Below are 20,855 nucleotides of genomic sequence, written 5' to 3' on the forward strand. Positions count from 1 at the left end.
AGATAAAAATGTCTCAACAATTTGATCTTGTTGTTATTGGCGGTGGCCCAGGTGGTTATGAAGCGGCAATTCGTGCGGCTCAACTTGGCTTTAAAGTTGCGTGTATCGAAAAACGTATTCACAAAGGTAAACCATCTTTGGGTGGTACATGCTTAAACGTGGGCTGTATCCCATCTAAAGCATTACTTGATTCTTCACATCGTTATGAAGATACGGTTCATCACTTGGCTGATCATGGTATCACTACAGGTGAAGTACAGTTTGACCTTGCGAAGCTATTAGCACGTAAAGACAAAATCGTTGACCAATTAACTGGCGGTATTGATCAGTTATTAAAAGGTAACGGTGTTGAGTGGTTAAAAGGTACGGGTAAATTGCTTGCAGGTAAAAAAGTTGAGTTCGTTTCTCATGAAGGCGAAACTCAAGTTTTAGAGCCTAAGTATGTGATTCTTGCGACTGGTTCAGTTCCTGTAAATATTGCTGTTGCTCCTGTAGATCAAGACATTATTGTTGATTCTACTGGTGCATTAGAATTCCCAGAAGTGCCTAAGCGTTTAGGTGTGATTGGTGCAGGCGTAATTGGTCTTGAACTTGGTTCAGTATGGCGTCGTCTAGGTGCAGAAGTTGTTGTATTTGAAGCAATGGATGCATTCTTACCAATGGCTGACAAAGCTTTGGCAAAAGACTACCAAAAACTATTGACCAAGCAAGGTATGGATATCCGTATCGGTGCGAAAGTTTCAGGTACTGAAGTTAATGGTCGTGAAGTGACTGTTAAATATACCCAAGGCGGCGAAGACAAAGAACAAACTTTCGATAAATTGATCGTTTGTGTAGGTCGTCGTGCTTATGCTGAAGGTTTATTGGCAGATGACTGCGGTATTAAACTGACTGAACGTGGTTTGGTTGAAGTAAACGATTGGTGTGCAACTTCTGTTGAAGGTGTATATGCAATTGGTGACTTGGTACGTGGTCCAATGCTTGCACATAAAGCAATGGAAGAAGGCGTGATGGCTGTTGAGCGTATTCATGGCCATGCTGCACAAGTGAACTACGACACCATCATTTCAGTGATTTACACACACCCTGAAGCGGCGTGGGTAGGTTTAACTGAAGAGCAAGCGAAAGAAAAAGGCCACGAAGTGAAAACTGGTCAATTCGGTTTCGCGGTAAATGGTCGTGCTTTAGCTGCAGGCGAAGGTGCTGGTTTCGTGAAGTTTGTTGCAGATGCAAAAACAGATCGTTTATTGGGTATGCACGTGATTGGCCCTGCTGCGTCTGACATCGTTCACCAAGGTATGATTGCACTTGAGTTTGTATCTTCAGTTGAAGATTTACAATTAATGACATTTGGTCACCCAACCTTCTCTGAAGTGGTGCATGAAGCCGCTTTAGCTGTAGATGGGCGTGCGATTCACGCGATTCAGCGTAAACGCAAATAAAACTAAAAAGAGCGGCTTAGGCCGCTCTTTTTGCATTTGATGGTTGTATTTATGGGAATAATCATCTAAAAGTAAAGAGCATAGGAAAAACACCACACAAGGAAAGCAATATTAAAACTTCGGTTTGATATTAGTGGTGATAACTGAATAAAAGAAGTAGTAAAAGGTTAGTCAATGAATCTACATGAGTATCAAGCAAAAGCGCTATTAAAAAAATATGGTATGCCAGTACAAGAAGGCATTTTGGCAACTACAGCCGTAGAAGCCGTGCAAGCTTTCGAGCAACTGGGCGGTAAATTTGCGGTGATGAAAGCTCAGGTGCATGCAGGTGGTCGCGGTAAAGCGGGTGGTGTAAAAGTGGTGAAATCTGCACAGGAAGCTGCAGACTATGCCAATGAAATTATTGGTACACGCTTGGTCACTTATCAAACTGATGCTTATGGTCAGCCGGTAAACAGTATTTTGGTTGCAGAAGATGTCTATCCTGTAGAGCGCGAATTGTACTTAGGTGCTGTGGTAGATCGTTCAAGCCGTCGTGTCACCTTTATGGCATCTACCGAAGGTGGGGTTGAAATTGAAAAAGTCGCAGAAGAAACCCCTGAAAAAATTATTAAAGTAGAAGTCGATCCATTGGTGGGGTTATTGCCATTTCAGGCGCGAGAAGTTGCTTTCGCCTTAAAACTAAAAGATAGCCAAATCACTCAGTTTGTAAAAATTATGACTGCGGCTTATCAGGCATTTATTGATAATGATTTTGCATTGTTTGAAATTAATCCACTTTCAGTGCGCGAAAATGGTGAGATTTTATGTGTCGATGCTAAAGTCGGAATTGACTCTAATGCGTTGTACCGTTTACCTGAGGTATTGGCGCTGCGAGATAAGTCACAAGAAAATGAGCGTGAATTGCGTGCTTCAGAATTTGACCTGAACTATGTAGCTTTGGAAGGCAACATTGGCTGTATGGTCAATGGTGCGGGCTTGGCAATGGCAACGATGGATATTATTAAGTTGTATGGTGGCCAGCCTGCGAACTTCTTAGATGTAGGTGGTGGTGCAACCAAAGAGCGTGTGATTGAAGCCTTTAAAATTATTTTGGCAGATCACTCAGTCAAAGGCGTGTTAATCAATATTTTTGGTGGAATTGTACGTTGTGACATGATTGCAGAAGCAATTATTGCAGCGGTTCAAGAGGTAAATGTTACTGTGCCTGTGGTGGTTCGTTTAGAAGGAAACAACTCAGAGCTAGGTGCTAAATTACTAGATGAATCAGGATTAAAACTTATTTCTGCAAATGGCTTGTCCGATGCTGCAGAAAAAATTGTTGCTGCAGTGAAAGCTTAAGGAGAATCAGGCATGAGCGTATTAATTGATAAAAACACCAAAGTATTGGTTCAGGGTTTTACGGGTAAGAACGGGACTTTTCACTCAGCACAAGCACTCGACTATGGCACGAAAGTGGTGGGTGGGGTCACGCCAGGTAAAGGTGGTCAAACACATTTAGAATTACCCGTGTTTAACACTATGAAAGAAGCGGTACGTGAAACAGCTGCAGATGCATCCGTGATTTATGTACCAGCACCATTTGTTCTAGATTCGATTGTGGAAGCTGTAGATTCAGGCGTAGGTTTAATTGTCGTGATTACAGAAGGCGTGCCAACCATCGACATGCTCAAGGCTAAGCGCTATTTGGAAACCAATAGCAATGGAACACGTTTAGTTGGGCCGAATTGTCCAGGCGTGATTACACCAGGCGAATGTAAAATTGGCATTATGCCAGGACATATTCATCAACCAGGCCGTATTGGAATTATTTCACGTTCAGGTACGCTGACGTATGAAGCGGTAGCTCAAACTACAAAACTTGGACTTGGACAATCGACTTGTATTGGTATTGGAGGGGATCCAATTCCAGGAATGAATCAGATTGATGCTTTAAAATTATTCCAAGATGACCCAGATACTGATGCCATTATTATGATTGGTGAGATTGGCGGAACGGCAGAAGAAGAGGCTGCTGAATATATTCAGTCCAATGTCAGCAAACCTGTAGTGGGTTATATTGCAGGTGTGACTGCACCAAAAGGCAAGCGTATGGGGCATGCGGGTGCAATTATTTCAGGCGGTAAAGGCACAGCAGAAGAAAAGTTTGCTGCCTTTGAGCGAGCGGGAATGGCATATACACGTAGTCCTGCAGAATTAGGTTCTACCATGTGGCAAGTCTTAAAAGATCAGGATTTGCTTAAATAAGTCAAATTTTGAAGAGCTTGATTTTATTCTGCGCTCAATCCCCAATATTGGGGATTTTTTTATGCTGAAAAATTAGCCATACTTAAAAGATAAAGTATTTGTTATGAGTTGATTTGGTATAAATTGTGTGAGCAGGTAACATTTTGCCAAAAGTGTTGCTATCAAAGATGGGCATAATATTGCGAAATATTTCACATTAATTACATTTTGTGTGCGGAGTAGCGCGTGTTAACAAGAAGAAAGAAATTTTCAATCTATTATGTGTCTGCATTATCTTGCATGTCACTGTTTCCAACGGTTTATGCGCAAGAGAGTGTGGATCAACTGCGTGAACAAAGCATTGTTGCGATACGTTCAGGGCAAGTTGATGCTGGCTTTCAGCAGCTTGAGTCCTTGCTGCAGCAATATCCACAAAATCAAAAGCTTTTAGCAGATTATATTGTGACTGCGTATAGTCACAATAAAATTGGTTTGCATCAGTTGCCATACTTGAACGCTATTCAGGCAGCGCAATTTCCTGAATATGGGCAAGTCAGTGCGATTAAAACTTTGCGTGATTTAAAACAATATCCTGCTGCTTTGGCATTGGTGCAACAATTTCAACAGTTGAAACCTGCTGAGTCTTGGCAAGTTTGGCGTGCAGTATTACATGCAGAATCTAGTCAAATTGAACAAGCCCGTCAAGACGTGAAAAGTATCCATCTAGCTACGCTAAGTGCAGATTATCTAGCACAATTGTCTTATGTTTACAGACTTTTAGAAATGCCAGTCGAAGCCTTGCAAGCAGCTGAGGCATCTTTGGCGAAACAGGTGACCAGCAACGCGCAAGAACAATATGTTTTAGCACTTATGCTGAATGGGGACTCCCCACGTGCTGAAGCTTATATGCAAGAACATCAACTGAATCAAAGTAATTTAGTATTTACTGCAAAATTACAAGAACTTTCACAGAAAATTTTAAATGCAGTGCAGTTCTATAAATCTGCCAGTTATCGGAATGAGGGCGAAAAAGCCTTTTATCCTTTAGATGCTGTATTGGCAGAAATGAAAGCCTTATCTGCGGAACTGCCAGAACAAGCAGATTTACAACGCCGCTTTTATTATGAATATATCTATGCGCTAAATCAGCGTAATCGCTCTAAAGAAGTGTTGCTTGCAGTTCAACAGCTCAACATGAATCCGCAAGAGATGCCAGCTTATGTACGTCATGCCATTGCCGATGCATATTTGAAACTGCAACAACCTGCTAAGGCTGAACCGCTGTATTTGAGTTTGTTTAAAGAAAAGAATTATGTCGATTATTCGGTATACGCAGGTTTGTATTATGCCTATATCGAGCAGGAAAAATTTAAACAGGCCAATCAGCTGATTCAAGAGATGGATAAAACGCTGCCGACCTTTAGTTATAGTGATGCCAAAGGTGTAGAGCGAACCACACATTCAGATCGTTTGGAATATTTGAGTTTGAAAGGTTTGAATTATGCCTATCGAAATCAACATGCCAAAGCTGAGCAGTATTTTCAAGATTTGGTTGAACATGCACCTAGCAATGTCGCTTTCCAAAATAATTTGGCACTCATTCAGCGTTGGCGTGAAAAACCTTTAGATGCCGAACACACGGTTTCTCAATGGAACGGCATGACGCCAATTAGCCAAACCACGCAAATCAATCAGATGCAAAATGCACAGATGTTGGGTGAAATTGAGCGTTGGCGTGCCATTAATCAATATTTATACCAAACCGTACCTGATGATACTGCGGTGCAACGTAGCCGCAAAGAGTTGAATGATCGGGAACATTTTTCGATTCAGCATTCAAGTACTTGGTCGGAAAGTAAGTCTGATCAACAACAACTTTTAAATCAGCTTAAAGGCAGCAATGAACAGAATCATTGGACGCGTCTTAATAGTCCGTGGATGAATGATCATTATCGTCTGTTTGCCGATCATGCTTACCGCTGGTCAAAATACCAAGAAGGGAAAATAGATGATCAGCGAGTTGGTTTAGGTTTAGAGTGGAACAAGCAACGTAAAGCAGCCAGCATTTTGTTGTCAGATAGTGTGGACGATAGCCGTTTTGGCGTTGAACTCGATTGGACGCATGCCTTAAATGATCATTGGCAATATCGTCTTAATTTTAATACGCAGGCAAATATTCCCTTACAAGCTATTCGGGATGGTTACGAGGGCGAGTCGTATTTGGTTGGTTTGAACTGGCAACAAAATGAATCACGCAAAGCAGGCTGGCAATACCAATTGACGGATATTGATGATGGCAATACACGCCATGAAACATCGGCATTTTTTAGCCAGCGAATTTATTCAGCTCCGCATCATTTAACCACAGCAACTGTTGCAGGTTATTACGGTCAAAACGATAACATTGCGACCAATTATTTTAACCCTGAACGAAGCCACAGTCTTGAATTGCGCTTAGCGCACGATTGGATGACGTGGCGTAATTATGAGCATCATTTGAATCAGCGTTTTGAAGCGACTGTCGGTACCTATCAACAAAAAGGTTATTCAAATGATCCGATTTATAACTTTTTTTATGGACATGAATGGCAACTTTCCAGAACTTGGAAGTTGAATTATGGAGTGGGGTGGGGAGTACATCCTTACGATGGTGAGGATGAAGAAAAAACCTATGCAGTTTTAGGTTTTGAGGGACGCTTCTAATGAAAAAACAAATCAGTATTTTAAGTGCAATGTGTCTGGCATTGCTCAGTGGTGGTGCAGCTTCGGCATTTGCTAATAGTGCAACACAGCCTCAACCCAATGCAACTGACGCAGCTGCAACCAATATAGACAACCAACAAGCTTATTCGTTTGTCACCCTGACTTTTCACGATGTCCGTGATGATGTCAAAAAAAGAGGTGATCGTGATGTGTATGCGGTAAGCACCAAAAATTTTGCCCAATTTTTAGCGTGGATTAAGAAAAATGGCTGGCAGCCAATTCGTTTAGAAGATGTATGGCAAGCGCGTCAGTTTAAAAAACCGTTGCCTGAAAAAGCCGTATTAATTACGGTAGATGACGGTGCGCTCAGCAGCTATACCAAAATTTTCCCATTGCTCAAGCTGTACCAAGTGCCTGCGGTTTTTGCCATTCCAACCAGTTGGATTAATGGTAATACCCAAGCTGCCTATGAGGCTTATGGTTCTGGCAACTTAATGAACTGGGATCAGATGCGTGAAATTCAGCGCTCTGGTTTGGTCGAGTTTGTGTCGCACAGTGACAACTTACACTATGGTATTTTGTCGAATCCGCAACAAAATAAGCAGCCTGCGGCAATTGCGCGTTTGTATGATGAAAAAACCCAAAGCTATGAAAGCGACGCAGCATATAAGCAACGTATTCTGGCAGATTTAAAACGCTCTAAACAGGTACTGGAAAAAGAATTAGGTGTAGAAAGCCGAGCAATTTTCTGGCCTTACGGTGCAGCGAGTAAAGAAACCGAAGATATTGCAATAGAAGCTGGTTTTCCAATGTCATTCAGTTTGGGGAGTGTTTTGACCCTCGCTGATGCAGAAAAGACCTATCAACGCGCCTTGATTATGGATAACCCAACGCCAGAAGTGATTCATGAAGGCATGCGTGAATTTTTAACTTATACCCGTGCGCCGTATAAGCAACGCAAAAGTATTTTACGCTATGACTTGGCCGATATGGCTGCTGTAAGTTATGACCAAGCCGATCAAAAACTGGGGCAGCTTTTAAATCAGGTCAATGCACTTAAAACCAATACCTTGTTATTAAAAGTGGTAGCAGACAGCAATGCCGATGGCAAGGTGGATGTTGCGTATTTTCCAAACCGCCAACTGAAAATGCAGCAGGATTTACTCAACCGTACCGTGTGGCAAGCACGCACACGGGTTGGGCATCGCGTATATGCCGAGTTACCGCTCAGTTTGCAAACCCAACAGGGCTATAGCTTGGCAGACTTCACTACAGATTTGGTGAAAAATAATAGCTCGATTGAAGGTTTAATGTTAGATACAGGCTCTAGTCTGAATTGTGCTTTGGCGCAAGAGAAATGGACAGCAGAATGCCAAGCCGCTGTGCAGCAGATTATCGACATTAAAAACCAGACTAAAAAAGCGGCTAAATATTACACCAATATCAGTAACAACTACCAAACAGCTTTAAAAGTAGATGGTAACCAAACCTCATTTAAAGGCTTAAAACAAGTGGTTCAGCTGATTCCAGATCATGCCGATTTTATCTATATCAGCATTGATCCTGTTCAAGCTGCATCGCATTTTTCAGACCTCAAACATGCAATTGCGCATTTGAATGAACAAGAAAGACAGCATTTGATGGTGACTTTTGAAGTGAATCCTCAAGCGACTGCGCATCAATGGCAGCATTATCAAAATGCTTATGCTGCGCTCAGACAGTTGTCTATACAGAAATTAGGAGTAGAAAATTACCATTTGAATATGGGAGAGCAGGTTCATCAACACCTTTATGCGCCGCTCAGTTTAAACGAAAGCCCTTTGGAATATCGCGACCTATTCCAGACCAGAACAGGACGTTGATATTATGATGAACTTTGCACAATTTGATCTGAGTGATTTATATTTTGGCTTTGCATTTTTCTATCCGCTGTTTATGGCGTGGTTATGGATTGCAGGCGGAATCTGGTTTTATTTTAAGCGCGAATATCGTCAAAATGATTTGCCTGAACCTAGTCAGGAAGGCTGTAGTATCATTATTCCTTGTTTTAATGAAGAAGAACAAGTCCGTGCGACTATTCGTTACGCCATGCAGACGCAATATCCACTATTTGAAGTGATTGCAGTCAATGATGGCAGTAGCGATAGAACAGCCGAAATTTTAGATGAACTGGCAGCACAATATCCAAAACTTCGTGTAGTCCATTTGGCTGAAAATCAGGGCAAAGCCTATGCCTTGCGGGCAGGAACGATGGTCAGCCAATATGAGTTTTTGGTGTGTATTGATGGTGATGCCTTACTGCATCCGCATGCAGTATTCTGGATGATGCACCAATTGACCAGTTATCCGCGTGTGGGGGCTGTGACAGGAAATCCACGTATTATTAACCGTTCTAGTATTTTAGGTAAGTTACAAGTTGGTGAGTTTTCATCAATTATTGGTCTAATTAAACGTGCTCAACGTACCTATGGACGTATTTTTACTGTGTCGGGCGTGATCGCAGGTTTTCGTAAAACCGCTTTAGACCGCATTGGCTATTGGCGCGATGACATGATCACTGAAGATATTGATGTATCTTGGCGTTTGCAGTTTGACCACTGGGATTTGCAATACGTGCCGAAAGCTTTGTGCTACATCTATATGCCCGAAACCTTTAAAGGTTTGTGGAAGCAGCGTCTGCGCTGGTCGCAAGGTGGGGTAGAAGTCCTGTTTGCCTATGTGCGTAAGATGTTCAAATGGCGTTTGCGCCGTATGTGGCCGATTGCGATTGAAGCCATAATCAGTATTACTTGGGCATACGTAATTTTCGGGATATTCCTGTTATATCTGTATGGCTTATTTTTTCCTGTACCAACAGAATGGTACATCCAGACTATTTTTCCACAGTGGTATGGTGTAGTTTTGGGTGTGACTTGTTTGATTCAGTTCTTTGTCAGCCTCTGTATTGACCATCAATACGATAAAAGCCGTACATTCAGAACCTACTTTTGGGTCATTTGGTATCCATTATTTTTCTGGATTTTAATGATGCTGACGACAGTGGTGGCATTGCCTAAAACCATTCTGAAAAAGAATAAACGTGCGCGTTGGGTCAGCCCAGACCGTGGTTTTAGAGGAGAAGATGAACATGCCTAAATATGAAATGATTCAGGATGAATCTCAGCTCGAAATTCCTCAATATATTGATGAGCCAAAATATGTGCGCAATAAAAGTGCGGGCTATGGTCTATTCTTTTTAGGATGGCTGGTCTGGATTTGGCTGTTCTTGCCGCTGATTACCTTGCTGTTGTGGTGGTATGAAGGTTATACCGTTTATCACCACTTAATTATTGGCAATGGCCCAGATGGCCCGATCAGTTTGTTGCATATTGCTTTAGCCATCGACATTTTTATTCTGTTCTTGTTGGTGTGGGCAAGTTACAACTGGATTCGCTTTCGTAATAAAGAGCGTCGTCATGCACCGATCCCTGTGACTGCGGAACACATGGCGAAAAGTTTTGCTTTACAAGTTACAGATATTGAAACTTTAAAACAGGCTAAAAATGTGACTTTGCATTATGACGAAGACGGTGTTTTGCAACAGTACGCCATCAACCAAACTTTGCCAGTAGCGTCTGTCGCTACTGGGCTGAATCAGGTTCAGCCTCAAGCTGAAAACTAAGCTGCATGGGTTTGACTTGTGGATGCTGTGCAACAAAGTCATCAGGATAATAACCAATATGTTTCACACCATGCTGCTCTAAAAGTTGGATGCTGTGCTGCAATTCTTGAGTTGAAATTTTCTGCTGGTTGCGCCAATTGACCGTTTGTAATTCAAAAATAGTACGATCCAAATTTGGGTCGTATTTTTTTGCATGCTGAATTAAATCCAAATAGAATTTTTTATGGTTTTTGGCTTGCTCCATATAGGGCATGGCCATGATGGCATTGTAGTCATAATAACGATAGGTACTTGGCATGGACTGTGCAAACCATTGTTCACTTTGGGGTTGCGTGACCACAGGTGCATACATATTACGTGCTACCAATAAATTGGGTTGGTATTGCTTGAGTACTTGAGTAATACCTGCTGCCAATTGATCTAAATAAGCGGTTTTATATTTGGCTAAACGTGCCTGTTTGGGATGTCTGAGGTCTTTAAAAATACGATGTGAAAACCCCCATTGCTGATAATATTTACGTGCCAAAGCCGAAGAATCTTCATAATCTGACAAGGTCACATCATCATGGTACAACACACCATCGACAGGATTGTGTTGAATGAAATCACGGTAAATATCCACAATAATTTCTAGGTTTTTCTGCTCAAAAGGTGAGAGGCGAATATAACCTTTTTGCCCGCCTTGACGATGTTGTACATAATTGAATTGCTGATTTTTCGGCAATTCCCACGCCAAAACAGGCAGCCATGCATAGACGTGCTGCACTTGTGTGTTTTGACGAATTTGCTGCAGTAGCTGTGGAAATAAGTTGTCACGCACAGGCACATAACGGTTTTCGAAATACACCTGATCTGCAGAGCCGTTGGCATCTGGGTCGGCAAAGGCCTGTAAAAAAATCGTATTTGGTCGAATGTTTTGAATGCGTTGAATCAAGGCTTGAATATTACGTTGTTGCTGGGCTTTGTCTGTATCGAAAACATAATCTAAATCAATATGCATAATCCGCATTTGCGCAATAGGCTTAATCTGTTTTGCTTTTTGTTGAGTCTGTTGTGTAGCGGGTTGTTCCAAGTTTTTTAGGACATTTTCAATAGGATGTTGAGTAATCACGGGTAAGCTTTGTGCATGTACCGCCATAGGCAGGGTTAGGCTGAATAGTCCAATTTGACATACTCGGTTCAAGGCTTGGCTAAATTTTTTTGGAAATACAGACATAAGACTTTCATCAAGCAGCACAGAATAGATTTACTCTAATCACAATAGCGGATAGTTCAAGTAATTTTTTGCATCTCGGGAAAATATTTTTATTGTTGTACAAGCTGTATAAACAGCTGATTCAAATAAAAAAATACGCAATGATTGGGGTGATCATTGCGTATGAAAAACGAATCTGCTTTCACAGCTTCGATAACGGAGAAATGTTATGAAATTAGGATTGCTCCTAAAGCATGTAAGTATACTAAACTGAGAATGAATACTATTCCGCAGTATTCAGGTTACGTGATGTTAAATCACGTAAGTAATAAGTGTTTTTTGTGAGTCGAGTCAGCTTGTGTTGATTTTTCACTCAAATAAAAAGTCTCTTATTCATGTGAATAAGAGACTTTAAAATATTTGTATCTACAAAATGCTTAGAAGCGGAATACACCCAAGCCAGCTTTCACTTCATCTAAAGTTTGCTGGGTAATATCACGGCATTTGTCGGTGCCTGTTTTCAAAATATCCATAATGTAGTCAGGATCTTTAGCAAGTTCGATACGACGTTCACGGATCGGCCCAATCAATTCTTTTAGAATGCCTTCCAAACGCTTTTTCACCGTACCATCGCCCAAACCACCACGACGATAATGCGCTTTCAGTTCTTCAAGTTCTTCTTTGTTGGTATCGAAGGCATCTAAATAAGTAAATACTACGTTGCCTTCAACCTGACCTGGGTCTTCGATACGCAGGTGATTTGGGTCGGTGTACATTGCATTGACAGCTTTTTTAATGTCTTTGTCTGTGGCATCTAACACAATGGTATTGCCCAGTGATTTTGACATTTTCGCTTTACCATCAAAACCAGGTAAACGTCCGACATTTGACAACAATGCCTGACATTCAGGTAGCAAGTCATGACCAATTTGACGATTCACCCGACGCACAATTTCATTGGTCTGTTCAATCATTGGAATTTGGTCTTCACCTACAGGAACGACCGTTGCTTTAAATGCAGTAATATCGGCTGCTTGAGCTACAGGGTAGCACAGGAAACCTGCAGGAATATCACGCTCAAAATCACGCATCTGAATTTCAGATTTAATGGTTGGGTTACGCTCCAAACGTGCCACAGTCACGAAGTTTAAATACAGCATGGTGAGTTCGTTTAATGCAGGCAGGCAAGATTGCACGCAAATGGTGGTTTTTGTTGGATCAATCCCCACCGCTAAATAATCGGTTGCTACCTCAATAATATTACGACGGACTTTTTCAAAGTTATCGGCATTGTCAGTTAAGGCTTGAGCATCGGCAAGTAACAGATGTTGATGATGTGAGTCTTGTAAACCTACACGTGAACGTAAAGAACCCACAAAGTGACCTAAATGTAGTTGTCCAGTTGGACGATCGCCTGTCAAAATCACAGGACGATTATCTTGATTACTCATTTTTTATTCCAAGTCGTATCTACGACATCTATGTACCGATGAATTGCTACATTGTAAGGCATAACATTTTTCAATGTCACTTCCTTAAGTGAGTTGAATAGAATTTGTTGTAAAAAATTTTGCTGTAAAAATTAATGAAGTAAATACAGACCCTATATAAATTCAGTTTTAAAATAACTTGAAAATCATATAAGGATAACAACGCAATGGCGAGCAGCTTATTACTTTTATTAGATGACATTGCAACAGTTTTAGATGATGTGGCAGTTATGAGCAAAATGGCTGCAAAAAAAACCGCAGGGGTTTTGGGCGATGATTTGGCGTTGAATGCGCAGCAAGTCAGTGGTGTACGTGCAGAGCGTGAGTTGCCTGTGGTATGGCGTGTGGCTAAAGGTTCATTCATCAATAAGCTAATTTTAGTACCGCTCGCGTTATTAATTAGTGTCGTTGCGCCGTGGTTAATCAATCCTTTATTGGTGGTTGGTGGTCTATTTTTAAGTTATGAAGGTGTGGAAAAAATCATGCACACCTTACAACACAAAAAAGCCCAAACGGCTAAAGAAGCGCAACTTGAGCTAATTCAAACTGAGCAAGACCTTGCGGCTTATGAAACCGAAAAAATTAAAGGTGCTGTGCGTACTGACTTTATTTTATCGGCGGAAATTGTGGTGATTTCTTTGGGGACTGTGGCTGCGGCAGGCTTTCTAACCAAAGTGACAGTATTAAGTTTAATTGCGATTGCCATGACGGTGGGTGTCTATGGGTTCGTTGCGTTAATTGTCAAAATTGATGACATTGGTTTATACCTCACAGAACAAGCTGCCAATTTTAAACAACGTATTGGGAGTGGTTTACTGGCATTTGCTCCAATTTTAATGAAGACTTTATCTGTGGTGGGTACTGCAGCGATGTTCTTGGTTGGTGGAGGAATTATCAATCATGCTATTCCTTTTGTGCACCATTTCACAGAAGATACGGTAGAGTATGTACAAGACATTCCAACGATGGGCAGTATTGTAGGTTCAGTCACGCCAATGTTGATGAACCTTGTCGTGGGTATTTTGGCAGGCATCTTGGTGGTGATTGTGGTCGCACTTGTTCAAAAAGTGTGGTCAAAGTCTAAATCGGCTTAATCTATTATCAGAGTTTAAGAGAAGGATAAGAATAATGCGTTGGAAAGATCGTCGAGTTAGCACGAATGTAGAAGACCGCCGTGGTGGCGGTGGAGCAAAAGCGGGCGGTATCAGTATTTTGGGCTTAGTGGTGGCCTTTGTTGCATGGAAGTTCTTTGGCATCGATCCGCAATCGGCTTATCAAGCGACCAAGCAAGTCACCTCACATGCGCAAAGTGCTGAAACTAAAGGTTTAGATAATCCAAGTCCTGAACAACAAGAGGCGATGGAGTTTGTGGGCACTGTTTTGGCCGATACAGAAGATACGTGGTCACAAGTGTTTCAGCAGCAGTTAAATAGCCAATATATACCACCTAAACTGGTGTTATTTACAGGTGTGGTCAATTCTGGCTGTGGTACGGCACAATCGGCAATGGGGCCATTTTATTGTCCTGCCGATCAAAAAGTATATATTGATACTTCATTCTTCCAAGCCATGCGTCAGCAAATGGGTATTGGTGGTGAACAAAATCAGACTGAATTAAGCCGAAATGATCAGGCGGGCGATTTTGCTCAAGCCTATGTGGTGGCGCATGAAGTTGGGCATCATATTCAGACCATTTTAGGAATTTCAGAGCAAGTGCATAAAGCACGTCAGCAAGTCAGCCAAGTGCAGGGCAATCAGCTTTCGGTGCGTCAGGAATTGCAAGCCGACTGTTTATCGGGAGTGTGGGCGCATCATAACCATCAACGTACTCAATTCCTCGAACAAGGTGATATTGAAGAAGCAATGGATGCGGCACATAAAATTGGCGATGACTATTTACAAAAACGTGCACGTGGGCAAGTCGTGCCTGATAGCTTTACGCATGGTACCAGTGCACAGCGCGTACAATGGTTCCAGACTGGCTTAAAATCAGGCTTGATCAGTGATTGTGATACATTCAATGCCGCAATTTAACTGACTTAAAAATCAAGTTTTATAAACAAAAGGAGTGCTGCCAGTCGCTCCTTTTTTATAGGCTAAATGAATGCGAGTGGATAGATGCAAACAACGTTAAGCCGTAAACCGAGTGATGAATTAGCACACATGATTTTGAACGTGGTGTGTTTGATTCCAGCAGGTCAGGTTGCGACCTATGGGCAAGTGGCACGCCTAGCGGGTCTGCCCAAACATGCACGTTTGGTCGGTTATGTCCTCAGGCATTTATCGGCAGAACATACTGTGCCGTGGCATCGGGTGATTAATGCGCAAGGAAAAATTAGCCTAAGCAAACTAAACGCCCAAGGAGAAAATATACAAACTTTAAAATTACAGGAAGAAGGGATTGTGGTAATTGCAGAAAAGGTGAATTTAAAACAATACCAATGGCAGAATTAAACTGAGCTGCTAAATCGAGCGTTTAATATTGAGATATGGTGATACTGAGAAAATTTGCTGAATAGAGTGCTGCAAATAAAAATTTTAGAACAAACAAAGAAATCTAAATGAGAGGGGAAGTTCCTCACTTCCGTAGAAATGAGGAACACGCAATCTTATTGACGTACAACCAATACAGGTGTTGTACCTTCACTTAGGATGCTTTGCGCAACGCTACCTAAGAATAATTTTTTCAAGCCAGTGCGGCCATGTGAACCAATCACGATAAGGTCAGCATTTAAGTCTTTTGCAGCATTGGTAATTTCGCGTGCAATTACTTGACCTTCAAGTAGTTTAGTTTCAGCTTCAACACCTTGTTCAGTGAATTTTTGCTTTGCTTCTTCTAAAGTTTTTACGATAGAAGCGCGAGCGCGTTCAATCAAGTCATTGGTTTGGTTTGCAGTGATGTATTCTGCAGCAATATACGGGTCAAGTGTAAGTACTTGTACCACAGTGATTTTACTACCAAATGCTTTTGCAAGTTCAGCAGCTTTTGCAACAGCGGCAAAAGAAGTTTCAGAACCGTCCACTGGTACGAGGATGTTTTGGTAAGCCATGAGTGTTTCTCCTTATTGTAATTTCAATACTTTAATAAAATATTCGCTCTGAGTCCTGTCTTATCTTACGCTGAATTCATATAGAATAAAACCCAGTAATTTCATAAAGATAATTGAGTGCTGTAAGTCCTTATTTCACCTTAATTTAGCATGAAATTATGAAGCTGTGCTTTCAATTCAACTAAAGTTTTAGTCATTTTTTGTTTGCGTGTTTGTCAAAAAATCGATCAGTTGATTGACATCATTACTCTGCAATTGTTCGCGGATTTTCAGTAAATATTTTTCATCAAAATCATACAGTTTTAGCGCCAAAAGTTGAGCAATCTCTGTTTCACTAAAGCGGTATTTAATTACTTTGGCAGGCACACCTGCCACAATAGCGTAAGGCGGTACATCTTGCGTAACCACTGCACCTGTCGCCACAATTGCACCTTCGCCTAGTTCAACACCTTGCATAATCATGGCGCGACTGCCAATCCAGCAGCCATCGCCAATTGTGGTATCACCTGCCGCAACAAAACTGCGAGTATCAAACGGAAAAGCCGAAACCCAGTCACTGCGATGCAATTGATTGCCACCCATCATAATCACGCATTCCGCACCAAAACAGACAAAATTGCCAATATGTAATTGATCAATTGGCTTGTCTGCTGTTGCAGGTTTGTCATGTAAATAACGCACCACACAACGTTCAAAACCCTGATCCCAATAGGCTGAATAATAAGAGTAATTGCCTTTGATGTGGATGTTGGGGTTTTTCACAGTTTTGGAGATGAACTCAAATTCGCACCAGTGTTTAACAGGGGAATTAATCAGCGTTTCGGACATCGTTTTTTCGTGTGGAGAGATGATGGGATTATATCTGAAATTTTGAACCTCTCCCTAGCCCTTTCCTAGAAGGAGAGGGAATGTTCAAAATATTAGTTGACCACTACACTTTAGTGATTTGAAAGCTTAAAGTATCTATCTTAAAAAATTCCACAAATACATAAAAACATTTTTAACACTGTTTGGAAATAAGAATCCCCAAATAGCAAAAAAGAGTGATGATGCCAATACGATACTGACAGGACTGGTTTGTGTATTGATAAAGAGTCCCCAGACTGGAATTAAAATCAGTCCTAACACAGCCCCAGAAAGCGCATAAACAAATGCATGAATGATGCGATTTTCCATCTTATTTTCCTCTATTTTTATCGCAGTATAATCTATAAGCTCGGCTGTATGATTTATAGGCAATAAAAAACCCCTCAAAGAGGGGCATCGCGTGTAGTCATCTTTATTAAAACTTAAAGATATTCTACATTCACAATTTCATATTCCACTTCGCCTTGCGGAGTGACAATTTTGGCTTCATCGCCTTCATTTTTGCCCAACAAACCGCGTGCAATAGGCGAATTCACTGAAATTTTATTGATTTTAAAATCAGCTTCATCATCACCTACAATTTTGTAGGTTTTTTGCTCTTCGGTGTCTAGGTTTTCAATGGTCACAGTCACACCAAAAACCACACGTCCGTTTTGTTCCAATTCTTTAACATCAATTACTTGGCAAGCGCCTAATTTACCTTCGATGTCTTGGATACGACCTTCGCAGAAACCTTGCTGTTCACGTGCGGCATGGTATTCAGCATTTTCTTTTAAATCGCCATGTTCACGCGCTTCTGCAATCGCTGCAGTAATACGTGGACGTTCAACCGATTTAAGTTGTTGTAATTCTTGCTCTAAAGCGTGTTTACCTTCAGGCGTCATAGGATAACGTTGCATGTTGTCCCTCTTTAAAAATATTGAAGTCTATAAATGAAAAAAGCCCGCCACCCGAAAGGTGACGGGACTTTATTGAAATGTATTAACCTACAGTAAGATCTTGCAGGCGATATACATCCATTGGTAATTTAATCGCTAAGGCTTGGCATACAGCATCTGCGCCATTCAAGGTCGTGGTGTAATACACTTTACCTTGCAATGCAGAACGACGGATTGAGAATGAATCCTGCTGAGCTTGTTTGCCTTCAGAAGTATTGATGATGAGGTGAATCTCACCATTTTTCAAGCGGTCTACAATGTGTGGGCGACCTTCAGTCACTTTATTCACACGTTCACACTCAATACCTGCATCGGTGATGACTTTATGCGTACCACCCGTTGCAACAAGTTTGAAGCCAAAATCAGCCAATTGTTTTGCAATACGCGCCACATGCGGTTTATCTGACTCACGTACAGATAAGAATGCATGTTTTACTTCGCCTTCAGTTGGGATTCCTGGTAAGCGATCATTCGAGCCTAACACAGCTTTATAGAATGCTTCACCAAAAGTTTTGCCCACACCCATCACTTCACCTGTAGATTTCATCTCAGGCCCAAGCACAGGGTCTACACCAGGGAACTTGTTGAATGGGAACACAGCTTCTTTCACAGAGAAGTGTTGCGGAATAATTTCTTTAGTAAAGCCTTGTGCTTCTAAAGATTGACCTGCCATACAACGTGCTGCAACTTTAGCCAATGATTCGCCAATACACTTAGAAACGAACGGAACAGTACGTGATGCACGTGGGTTCACTTCCAAGATATAAACGTCATTGCCTTTCACTGCAAACTGTACGTTCATTAGACCAATAACGCCCAACTCTTTTGCCATTGCAACAGTTTGACGACGCATTTCGTCCTGTACTTCATCTGACAATGAATAAGGTGGAATTGAACATGCTGAGTCGCCAGAGTGAATACCTGCTTGTTCGATGTGCTGCATAATACCGCCAATCACCACATCTTTACCGTCAGATACGCAGTCTACGTCAACTTCAATCGCATCATCCAAGAAACGGTCTAACAGTACAGGTGCATCGTTAGATGCTTGAACTGCATCACGCAAGTAGCGTTTCAATTCTTCTTCGTTATACACGATTTCCATTGCACGACCACCCAATACATAAGATGGACGAACAACGAGCGGGTAACCCACTTTCGCTGCTTCTGCGATACCTTCTTCAGCAGATTTTACAATGCTGTTGTTAGGCTGACGCAATTGCAGACGTTGAATCATTTGCTGGAAACGCTCACGGTCTTCTGCACGGTCAATTGCATCTGGTGATGTACCAATAATTGGCGCACCTGCCTCTTCTAAAGCGCGTGCCAATTTCAATGGAGTTTGACCACCGTACTGTACGATAATGCCTTTTGGCTTTTCAGTACGTACGATTTCAAGTACATCTTCCAAAGTAATTGGTTCAAAGTACAAACGGTCTGAAGTGTCGTAATCGGTAGATACTGTTTCAGGGTTACAGTTCACCATGATGGTCTCAAAACCATCTTCACGCATTGCAAGCGCAGCGTGTACACAGCAGTAATCGAATTCGATACCTTGACCAATACGGTTTGGACCACCGCCAATCACCATGATCTTGTCTTTCGCTGAAGGATTTGATTCACACTCTTCATCGTAAGTTGAATACATATATGCTGTGTCAGATTCAAACTCTGCAGCACAGGTATCCACACGTTTGTAAACTGGGGTTACGCCCAAGTTCCAACGGTGTTTACGGAATTGCTTTTGTGAAATTCCCATCAAGTTCGCAATACGCAAGTCAGATAAACCTTTACGTTTGAACGAACGGATGTTGTCAGCGTTTAGATCGCCAAAACCTAAAGTTTTGATTTCATTTTCAGTGTTCACGATGTCTTGAATTTGAATTAAGAACCAACGGTCAATTTTGGTCGCTTCAAAAACTTCGTCCAAGCTAAAGCCATGACGGAATGCGTCAGCCACGTACCAAATACGCTCAGGGCCTGGAACTTTTAATTCAACTAAAATTTTGTCGCGTGCGCCTTCAGCACCCACTTCAATTTGTTCGTCAAAACCACACGCACCAGTTTCTAAACCACGAAGCGCTTTATTTACAGACTCTTGGAAATTACGGCCAATTGCCATGACTTCACCTACAGATTTCATCTGTGTGGTTAAAGTCGCGTCTGCTTGCGGGAACTTTTCAAAGTTGAAACGTGGAACTTTAGTGACAACGTAGTCAATTGATGGTTCAAATGCCGCAGGAGTGGTACCGCCTGTGATGTCATTTTTCAGTTCATCAAGGGTATAACCCACAGCCAATTTCGCTGCAACTTTTGCAATTGGGAAACCAGTGGCTTTAGATGCAAGTGCAGATGAACGAGATACACGTGGATTCATCTCAATCACAACCATACGACCAGTATTCGGGCAAATACCGAACTGAACGTTAGAACCACCTGTTTCTACACCAATTTCACGAAGTACCGCTAAAGATGCATTACGCATCAATTGGTATTCTTTGTCCGTCAAAGTTTGCGCAGGAGCAACGGTGATTGAGTCACCAGTGTGCACGCCCATTGGGTCAAAGTTTTCGATTGAACATACGATGATACAGTTGTCGTTTTTATCACGTACAACTTCCATCTCATATTCTTTCCAACCAATAAGTGATTCATCAATCAATAATTGTTTGGTTGGAGAAAGATCGAAACCGCGTTCACAGATTTCAAGGAATTCTTCTTTGTTATATGCGATACCGCCACCAGAACCACCCATGGTGAATGATGGACGAATAATCACAGGGAAGCCAAAGCGAGATTGAATCTCAAGTGCTTCTTCCATAGATTCAGCAATTGCTGCTTTTGGACACTCAAGACCAATTTTGCGCATTGCTTCATCAAACAATTTACGGTCTTCGGCTTTTTCAATCGCGTCTTTGGTTGCACCAATTAATTCAACATTGTATTTGGCTAAAATACCGTTGGCATCTAATGCAAGCGCACAGTTCAATGCAGTTTGACCACCCATGGTCGGAAGTACTGCATCTGGACGTTCTTTTTCAATGATTGCTGCAACAGTCTGCCAAGTGATTGGCTCGATATAAGTTGCATCTGCCATTGCAGGGTCAGTCATGATGGTCGCAGGGTTCGAGTTTACCAAAATAACGCGGTAACCTTCTTCACGCAGCGCTTTACATGCTTGAGCACCAGAATAGTCAAACTCACAAGCCTGACCAATAACAATAGGACCAGCACCAATAATTAAGATGCTTTTAATATCCGTACGTTTAGGCATTATTTCGCT

17 protein-coding genes are annotated in these 20,855 nt (G+C 41.7%); 10 read left to right on the forward strand and 7 right to left on the reverse strand.

Annotated features, from left to right (window positions below):
• The first annotated feature begins 8 nt into the window (after window positions 1–8).
• From lpdA to pgaD, 7 genes are all read left to right on the forward strand, one after another.
• Window positions 9–1,442, forward strand: a complete 1,434-nt coding sequence (gene lpdA, locus FTT78_RS03445; protein WP_180043604.1) for a dihydrolipoyl dehydrogenase — start codon at window positions 9–11, stop codon at window positions 1,440–1,442.
• Window positions 1,443–1,616: 174 nt separating this feature from the next.
• Entirely contained in the window at window positions 1,617–2,783 is a 1,167-nt protein-coding gene (gene sucC, locus FTT78_RS03450; RefSeq protein ID WP_168418044.1) for an ADP-forming succinate--CoA ligase subunit beta, read from the forward strand.
• Window positions 2,784–2,795: 12 nt separating this feature from the next.
• On the forward strand, window positions 2,796–3,689 hold the full coding sequence (gene sucD / locus FTT78_RS03455; RefSeq protein WP_180043606.1) for a succinate--CoA ligase subunit alpha: 894 nt from the start codon (window positions 2,796–2,798) through the stop codon (window positions 3,687–3,689).
• A gap of 279 nt (window positions 3,690–3,968) precedes the next feature.
• Window positions 3,969–6,371, forward strand: coding sequence for a poly-beta-1,6 N-acetyl-D-glucosamine export porin PgaA (gene pgaA / locus FTT78_RS03460; protein ID WP_180043608.1), 2,403 nt, complete (start codon window positions 3,969–3,971; stop codon window positions 6,369–6,371).
• Window positions 6,371–8,233: a poly-beta-1,6-N-acetyl-D-glucosamine N-deacetylase PgaB gene (gene pgaB, locus FTT78_RS03465; RefSeq protein ID WP_180043615.1), complete on the forward strand. Its 1,863-nt coding sequence runs from the start codon at window positions 6,371–6,373 to the stop codon at window positions 8,231–8,233. The genes pgaA and pgaB (FTT78_RS03465) overlap by 1 nt, the downstream gene beginning before the upstream one ends.
• 4 nt (window positions 8,234–8,237) lie before the next feature.
• Window positions 8,238–9,506 carry a poly-beta-1,6-N-acetyl-D-glucosamine synthase gene (gene pgaC / locus FTT78_RS03470; protein WP_180043617.1) on the forward strand — a complete coding sequence of 423 codons (1,269 nt, stop codon included), beginning with the start codon at window positions 8,238–8,240 and terminating at the stop codon, window positions 9,504–9,506.
• Entirely contained in the window at window positions 9,499–10,032 is a 534-nt protein-coding gene (pgaD, locus tag FTT78_RS03475) for a poly-beta-1,6-N-acetyl-D-glucosamine biosynthesis protein PgaD (protein ID WP_180043619.1), read from the forward strand. Before pgaC ends, pgaD begins: the two co-directional genes overlap by 8 nt.
• On the opposite strand, the gene pgaB (FTT78_RS03480) is transcribed toward pgaD, so the two are convergent.
• Window positions 9,992–11,248 (reverse strand): poly-beta-1,6-N-acetyl-D-glucosamine N-deacetylase PgaB, encoded by a 1,257-nt coding sequence (gene pgaB / locus FTT78_RS03480; protein WP_180043621.1) that lies wholly within the window; start codon window positions 11,246–11,248, stop codon window positions 9,992–9,994. The two genes, pgaD and pgaB (FTT78_RS03480), sit on opposite strands and share 41 nt — an antisense overlap.
• Window positions 11,249–11,664: 416 nt before the next feature.
• Window positions 11,665–12,678 carry a tryptophan--tRNA ligase gene (gene trpS / locus FTT78_RS03485; RefSeq protein ID WP_180043623.1) on the reverse strand — a complete coding sequence of 338 codons (1,014 nt, stop codon included), beginning with the start codon at window positions 12,676–12,678 and terminating at the stop codon, window positions 11,665–11,667.
• Window positions 12,679–12,884: 206 nt separating this feature from the next.
• Here trpS and FTT78_RS03490 point away from each other — a divergent pair, with 206 nt between their 5' ends.
• The 3 genes from FTT78_RS03490 to FTT78_RS03500 all read left to right on the forward strand — a co-directional run bounded on the left by FTT78_RS03490 (window position 12,885) and on the right by FTT78_RS03500 (window position 15,171).
• Window positions 12,885–13,811, forward strand: coding sequence for a DUF808 domain-containing protein (locus FTT78_RS03490; protein ID WP_004972181.1), 927 nt, complete (start codon window positions 12,885–12,887; stop codon window positions 13,809–13,811).
• Between the two features lie 34 nt (window positions 13,812–13,845).
• Window positions 13,846–14,751: a neutral zinc metallopeptidase gene (locus FTT78_RS03495; RefSeq protein WP_180043625.1), complete on the forward strand. Its 906-nt coding sequence runs from the start codon at window positions 13,846–13,848 to the stop codon at window positions 14,749–14,751.
• An 84-nt stretch (window positions 14,752–14,835) separates the two neighbouring features.
• Window positions 14,836–15,171 (forward strand): MGMT family protein, encoded by a 336-nt coding sequence (locus tag FTT78_RS03500; RefSeq protein WP_004972177.1) that lies wholly within the window; start codon window positions 14,836–14,838, stop codon window positions 15,169–15,171.
• Between the two features lie 155 nt (window positions 15,172–15,326).
• On the opposite strand, the gene FTT78_RS03505 is transcribed toward FTT78_RS03500, so the two are convergent.
• The 5 genes from FTT78_RS03505 to carB all read right to left on the reverse strand — a co-directional run bounded on the left by FTT78_RS03505 (window position 15,327) and on the right by carB (window position 20,846).
• A complete protein-coding gene (locus FTT78_RS03505; protein ID WP_004972175.1) occupies window positions 15,327–15,767 on the reverse strand; it encodes a universal stress protein in 441 nt (146 codons plus the stop codon).
• 189 nt (window positions 15,768–15,956) lie between these two features.
• Complete coding sequence (locus FTT78_RS03510; RefSeq protein ID WP_096901002.1) at window positions 15,957–16,595, reverse strand: CatB-related O-acetyltransferase; 639 nt, start codon at window positions 16,593–16,595, stop codon at window positions 15,957–15,959.
• Window positions 16,596–16,730: 135 nt separating this feature from the next.
• Window positions 16,731–17,006: a hypothetical protein gene (locus tag FTT78_RS03515; RefSeq protein WP_225532530.1), complete on the reverse strand. Its 276-nt coding sequence runs from the start codon at window positions 17,004–17,006 to the stop codon at window positions 16,731–16,733.
• A gap of 50 nt (window positions 17,007–17,056) precedes the next feature.
• Window positions 17,057–17,533, reverse strand: a complete 477-nt coding sequence (gene greA / locus FTT78_RS03520) for a transcription elongation factor GreA (RefSeq protein ID WP_004972169.1) — start codon at window positions 17,531–17,533, stop codon at window positions 17,057–17,059.
• Window positions 17,534–17,615: 82 nt separating this feature from the next.
• Window positions 17,616–20,846: a carbamoyl-phosphate synthase large subunit gene (gene carB / locus FTT78_RS03525; protein WP_004972166.1), complete on the reverse strand. Its 3,231-nt coding sequence runs from the start codon at window positions 20,844–20,846 to the stop codon at window positions 17,616–17,618.
• Between the last annotated feature and the right edge of the window lie 9 nt (window positions 20,847–20,855).

The organism is Acinetobacter sp. YH01011 (assembly GCF_013420785.1).
Classification (GTDB): Bacteria; Pseudomonadota; Gammaproteobacteria; order Pseudomonadales; family Moraxellaceae; genus Acinetobacter; species Acinetobacter towneri.

Coding starts and splice junctions, on each gene's coding strand:
- pgaD (WP_180043619.1), top strand. CDS start 9,499: ATGCCTAAATATGAAATGATTCAGGATGAATCTCAGCTCGAAATTCCT.
- FTT78_RS03510 (WP_096901002.1), bottom strand. CDS start 16,595: ATGTCCGAAACGCTGATTAATTCCCCTGTTAAACACTGGTGCGAATTT.
- lpdA (WP_180043604.1), top strand. CDS start 9: ATGTCTCAACAATTTGATCTTGTTGTTATTGGCGGTGGCCCAGGTGGT.
- FTT78_RS03500 (WP_004972177.1), top strand. CDS start 14,836: ATGCAAACAACGTTAAGCCGTAAACCGAGTGATGAATTAGCACACATG.
- carB (WP_004972166.1), bottom strand. CDS start 20,846: ATGCCTAAACGTACGGATATTAAAAGCATCTTAATTATTGGTGCTGGT.
- pgaA (WP_180043608.1), top strand. CDS start 3,969: ATGTCACTGTTTCCAACGGTTTATGCGCAAGAGAGTGTGGATCAACTG.
- pgaB (WP_180043615.1), top strand. CDS start 6,371: ATGAAAAAACAAATCAGTATTTTAAGTGCAATGTGTCTGGCATTGCTC.
- FTT78_RS03495 (WP_180043625.1), top strand. CDS start 13,846: ATGCGTTGGAAAGATCGTCGAGTTAGCACGAATGTAGAAGACCGCCGT.
- sucD (WP_180043606.1), top strand. CDS start 2,796: ATGAGCGTATTAATTGATAAAAACACCAAAGTATTGGTTCAGGGTTTT.
- sucC (WP_168418044.1), top strand. CDS start 1,617: ATGAATCTACATGAGTATCAAGCAAAAGCGCTATTAAAAAAATATGGT.
- greA (WP_004972169.1), bottom strand. CDS start 17,533: ATGCAACGTTATCCTATGACGCCTGAAGGTAAACACGCTTTAGAGCAA.
- trpS (WP_180043623.1), bottom strand. CDS start 12,678: ATGAGTAATCAAGATAATCGTCCTGTGATTTTGACAGGCGATCGTCCA.
- FTT78_RS03490 (WP_004972181.1), top strand. CDS start 12,885: ATGGCGAGCAGCTTATTACTTTTATTAGATGACATTGCAACAGTTTTA.
- pgaB (WP_180043621.1), bottom strand. CDS start 11,248: ATGTCTGTATTTCCAAAAAAATTTAGCCAAGCCTTGAACCGAGTATGT.
- FTT78_RS03505 (WP_004972175.1), bottom strand. CDS start 15,767: ATGGCTTACCAAAACATCCTCGTACCAGTGGACGGTTCTGAAACTTCT.
- pgaC (WP_180043617.1), top strand. CDS start 8,238: ATGATGAACTTTGCACAATTTGATCTGAGTGATTTATATTTTGGCTTT.